Origin of the sequence: Megasphaera sp. AF13-6AC (assembly GCF_027685385.1) — a bacterium.
GTDB lineage: Bacteria > Bacillota > Negativicutes > Veillonellales > Megasphaeraceae > Megasphaera > Megasphaera micronuciformis.
The window spans coordinates 1-4,339 of sequence record NZ_JAQCUN010000107.1; the positions used below are offsets into that span (position 1 = coordinate 1).

The 4,339-nt window shown below is 47.4% G+C and carries 4 protein-coding genes; 3 read left to right on the top strand and 1 reads right to left on the bottom strand.

All coding sequences use genetic code 11. The features are described from left to right. The first annotated feature begins 144 nt into the window (after positions 1 to 144). Positions 145 to 777, top strand: a complete 633-nt coding sequence (locus tag PGX78_RS06375) for a site-2 protease family protein (protein ID WP_270445939.1) — start codon at positions 145 to 147, stop codon at positions 775 to 777. Positions 778 to 836: 59 nt separating this feature from the next. Here PGX78_RS06375 and PGX78_RS06380 read toward each other — a convergent pair whose 3' ends face one another. Then, positions 837 to 1,442: a superoxide dismutase gene (locus PGX78_RS06380; protein WP_270445940.1), complete on the bottom strand. Its 606-nt coding sequence runs from the start codon at positions 1,440 to 1,442 to the stop codon at positions 837 to 839. Between the two features lie 466 nt (positions 1,443 to 1,908). Here PGX78_RS06380 and serC point away from each other — a divergent pair, with 466 nt between their 5' ends. Further along, positions 1,909 to 2,988: a 3-phosphoserine/phosphohydroxythreonine transaminase gene (serC, locus tag PGX78_RS06385; RefSeq protein WP_270445941.1), complete on the top strand. Its 1,080-nt coding sequence runs from the start codon at positions 1,909 to 1,911 to the stop codon at positions 2,986 to 2,988. Between the two features lie 26 nt (positions 2,989 to 3,014). Next, a partial coding sequence (gene serA, locus PGX78_RS06390; RefSeq protein WP_270445942.1) for a phosphoglycerate dehydrogenase occupies positions 3,015 to 4,339 on the top strand: 1,325 nt, incomplete at its 3' end.

The following is a 4,339-nucleotide window of genomic DNA, read 5'->3' on the forward strand; positions in this document are numbered from 1 at the left end:
TATGACGCGTATGCGTCATGAAATCAGTAAAAAAAGACTTCCTTAGGGAAGTCTTTTTTGTCGTATCGCTTGTTGCCTTGTAAGTATGATATACTGTTATTGTCTTCTTTTTCGGGAAGACGGATTACTTATATGGAGGACAGTATGTTTGATTTTGATTTGTTGGGCCTTGTCGCCGGCATTCCCGGCCTCATTATCGCCCTGGCTATACACGAATATTCGCATGCCCGCATGGCCGTTGCCATGGGTGACGAAACGCCGAAGTATACGGGACGTCTGACCTTAAACCCGATTGCACATATTGACCCTATCGGGCTCATTATGCTATTTGTAGCACGCTTCGGTTGGGCTAAGCCGGTTATGATTAACTCGGACAATTTCCGCAACCGTCGCCAAGGAGAGGTCTTGACGGCGTTGGCCGGCCCTGCGGCCAATTTCGTGACGGCCTTCGTCTTTTTATTTTTGACGGCCCTTGTTTTGCGATTAGGGTTACCTGTTTCACAAGGCCTCATCATCGTTTTTCAACTCATTGTTATTTACAATGTGAACTTCGGAATTTTTAATTTGATCCCCATTCCGCCCTTAGACGGGTCGCGTGTTATTACGGCCTTTTTACCGACTGAGTGGGAATATAAGTTGGCAGGATATGAACGTTATTCGTTCCTCATTTTTGTGCTTCTCTTTATGAGCGGTGCCTTCGGGTATATTTTGTTGCCCGTACAGCGTTTGATTATGCATGGTTACGGAGTCATTCTTTCGGCTTTGGGCCTTATGTAACGCGGGATAAAAAGAAGGGTCGTATCCGAAGATACGACCCTTTCTCTATAAACAGTCGTTTACAGAGCTTTTTTGTATAATTCGTTCACTACGTCCCAATTGACGACATTCCAAAAAGCGGAAATGTAGTCGACACGGGCATTTTTATACTTCAAGTAGTAAGCGTGTTCCCAGACGTCGAGAGCGAGAATCGGTGTTTTACCTTCGCTCAAGGGAGAGTCCTGGTTGGCTGTAGACATGATTTCCAGTTCTTTTTTATGGACGACGAGCCAGGCCCAACCGGAACCGAAACGGGTAGCTGCCGCCTGTGCGAAAAGTTTTTTAAAGTCTTCTTCGCTGCCGAAGGTCTTTATGACGGCCTCTTGTACGGGGCCGTTCAGGTGGCCGCCGTCAGGCCCCATGATTTGCCAAAAGAGGCTGTGGTTGGCATGACCGCCGCCGTTGTTTCTGACGGCGCCGCGAATGTCTTCGGGAATAGCCGCCAAGTCCGTAATGAGTTCTTCCGCCGATTTGCTGAAGAGTTCCGGGTGCTTTTCAACGGCACCGTTCAGATTGTTGACGTAAGTTTGATGGTGCTTGTCGTGGTGATAGTGCATCGTTTCTTCGTCAATGTACGGCTCAAGAGCGTTGTAAGCATAGGGTAAGTCGGGTAATGTATAAGCCATGAAATACCTCCGTAACTTAAAAAAGATGAATAAGATAGGTACAGTATACAAAGAAAGACTGAAAAGGTATAGATTACAAATATGTTAGTATTCGGGTGACGAATACAAAGCGGTCTATTATGTATTTTCTTGACACGGTTCCGGAAAGTTCGTATACTTTAAAACAAGTAATAAATGAAACGCAAAGAGGGAGAAGCAAATCGGATACCTTCTCAGAGAGCCGACGGTCGGTGCAAGTCGGCAAGGTTACGAGGCGTTCCGCTCCGGAGCGGCAGATGATGAATTTGACGGGTTCGCCCGATACAGCGACCGAAGATGGCCGAAAGGCAAGCTGGGTGGCAACGCGGGAATATACTCTCGTCCCTATGAGGGACGGGAGTTTTTTGTTTTTTCTCACAGGTCTTCGGAGAACAATGCCTACAGTGTTATTACACTGTAGGCAGGAAAGATTCGCACATAGGAGGACATGATGGGAAACAGAGTTTATAACTTTAATGCCGGTCCGTCGGCCATGCCGTTACCGGTTCTGGAAGAAATACAACAAGAGTTTCTGGATTTTAACCATACGGGCATGAGCATTGTGGAAATCAGTCATCGCAGTGATGCCTATCAGAAGATGCAGGACGAAACGATAGCTTTGTTGCGTAAGCTTTTGAATATTCCCGACGAATACGGTATTACGTTTATGCAAGGCGGCGGCAGTATGCAGTTTTTAATGCACGGAGCCAATTTTTTAAAACATCGCGGCGGTTATATTAATACGGGCGTATGGTCGAAAAAGGCTAAAGAAGGAGCCGCTTTTTACGGTGACGTATATGACGTAGCCACCAGTGAAGGCGAAGGCTTCCGAAGAATTCCCGGGCCTGAAGAGTTTGACCTGTTGCCGGACACGGATTACGTATATCTGACATCGAATAATACGATTCACGGTACGCAGTGGCAAGCGTTTCCTCACTTTGACTTGCCCCTGATTTGCGATATGTCCAGCGATTTTCTTTCCCGCCCTGTAGATGTGAAAAATTTTGATTTCATCTATGCGGGCATTCAAAAGAATGTGGGCCCTGCCGGAGCGGTTATCGGTATTGCCAAGCATTCGTACTTGGAGACAGCACGACAGGATTTGCCGATTATGCTTCAATACAAGACGTTTTTTGATCACGATTCGACGTATAATACGCCGCCCGTATTTTGTATTTACTTCGTCAATAAGGTGTTGCACTGGTTGGATGAACGGGGCGGACTTAAAGAAACGGAGCGGATTAATAAGGAAAAGGCGGCCTTCGTCTACGATGCCATTGACGCAAGCGACGGATTTTATCGACCTCATGCGGCAAAAGACTCGCGCAGTTTAATGAATATTACGTTTAATTTGGATACACCTGAACTTGAAAAAGAATTTGTTTCCCGAGCGGCTGAAGAAAAGCTCATAGGCCTTAAGGGACATCGCTCTATAGGCGGCTGTCGGGCCTCTACCTATAATGCGGTAACAAAGGAAGCTTGCGAACGGTTGGCTGATTTTATGCACCGTTTCCGCAAGGCACACTAAGGGAGGTAAGACAGATGGATGAAGTCATGAAGATTTTAGTCAGCGACGACGTGTCGGAAAAAGGCGTCGAACTGCTTAGACAAAACGGATATACGGTTGATGTGGAAACCAATTTGGACGAAGATCAATTGGCCGAACGCATCGGAGAGTATGACGGGTTAATTACCCGTTCTATGACACATGTTACGGCAAAAGTTATTGAAAAGGCGAAGAAACTTAAAATCGTCGGTCGTGCCGGCGTCGGTATTGACAGTATCGACTTAAAGGCTGCAACGGCCCGCGGTATCATTGTCGTTAATGCCCCTACGTCCAATACGATTGCGGCGACGGAACACACGTGTGCCATGATTTTGGCCGTTACGAGACATATTCCTCAGGCCCATGATTCGTTAATGAGCGGCGAGTGGAATCGGGAAAAATTTACGGGTATTCAGTTGAAAGATAAGACGATGGGGATTATCGGTGTCGGTCGTATCGGATCGCGCATTGCCAAACGGATGCAGGCTATGGAAATGCGGACCATCGGTTATGACCCGTACATTCCTGAAGAACGGGGTAAGCAACTTAACTGTGAACTCGTCGACTTGGATACGCTTTTACGCGAATCGGATTACATTACGTTGCATACACCTCTTACGAAGGAAACACGCGGCATGATCGGAGCAGAAGAAATTGCCAAAATGAAAGACGGCGTTCGGGTTATTAACGTATCGCGCGGTGCCGTTTTAGACATTCACGCTCTGGCAGAAGCCTTAAAGATCGGTAAGGTAGCCGGTGCGGCGGTAGACGTATTCCCGGAAGAACCCTTGACGTCGGATATTAATCCCTTCAAGGGTATGGACAATGTGGTCATTACTCCGCATTTGGGTGCTTCGACAATAGAAGCCCAGGAAGGCGTATCCCTCGATGTGGCACGCAGCATTATGGCCGGACTTAAAGGCGAACCGGTGCCGACAGCGGTAAATATGGCACCCATTGCTCCCGGCGTGTACTCGACCATTCGTCCCTATTTCGACTTAATGGAACGAATGGGCATCATGGGTGTCTATTTGGCGGAAGCTCCTATGAAAGAAATTACGGTCGAATATTCGGGCAAGTTGGCTGAAACGGAAACGGCCCTGTTGACGACGGCTGTTTTGAAAGGTGCTTTAAACCCCATCTTGCAGGATGCGGTCAACTTCGTAAACGCTCCGGATCTTGCCAAGCAGAGACATATTTCCGTAAAAGAAATAAAGACAAGCGATCACGGAAACTTCGTCGATGCCGTTACGGTTCGCATTGTGACGGCCAAGGGTGAACACAAGGTCGTAGGCAGCCTCTTTAATCAGACGGAAGCCAAAATTGTTCAGAT